Source organism: Coprococcus intestinihominis, from assembly GCF_040096555.1.
Classification (GTDB): domain Bacteria; phylum Bacillota; class Clostridia; order Lachnospirales; family Lachnospiraceae; genus Coprococcus_A; species Coprococcus_A intestinihominis.
In genome coordinates, this window is the sequence record NZ_JBBMEK010000542.1 from 1 (window position 1) to 566 (window position 566).

At 40.5% G+C, this 566-nt stretch carries 1 pseudogene; it reads right to left on the bottom strand.

Annotated features, from left to right (window positions below):
• Window positions 1-546 (bottom strand): annotated as a pseudogene (locus tag WMO25_RS18735) (sugar transferase); the annotation flags it as partial.
• Window positions 547-566: the final 20 nt, after the last annotated feature.

The following is a 566-nucleotide window of genomic DNA, read 5'->3' on the forward strand; positions in this document are numbered from 1 at the left end:
AACTGCCTCTGTATCAATCACTGCCATACCGGCCATCCTGTATCTGGCATAATTATTCTTCAACATGCGGTCTACAACCTGTCCCGCAATGTCTTCTGTCGTTACAATAAAAAGGGACTGCTTGCTTCCCGTCTCCATCTGCTTGCGCATTTCACGCTTGCGCAATTCTCTGACAGCATATGTAATAAAAATATACAATATAAAAGTGATCACCAGTGACAACCTGGAATACAGCTGTCCTTCCTTTGACAGGAAAAGATACAATACTGATAACGCAAAGACAATGGCTGCATGCTGTACGGTCGACACGAAATTACGATAATACCCCTTCTTCAATACGCCTGAAAATGAATCAAAGAAAAAGACAACCACCACATCTGCTAATTCTAAATACAGCGCCATCTTCCGGTACAATATATGACTATACGGATTGAAACTTCTTCCCAATACAACAAATGACAGCAGAAATGCAATCTGAAGGCAAATCATATCCAACAGCAGAAAATCATAATGTTTCAGCCATCCGCCTGATTCTCTTTTATACATATTTTCTCTCCTCTGTATGT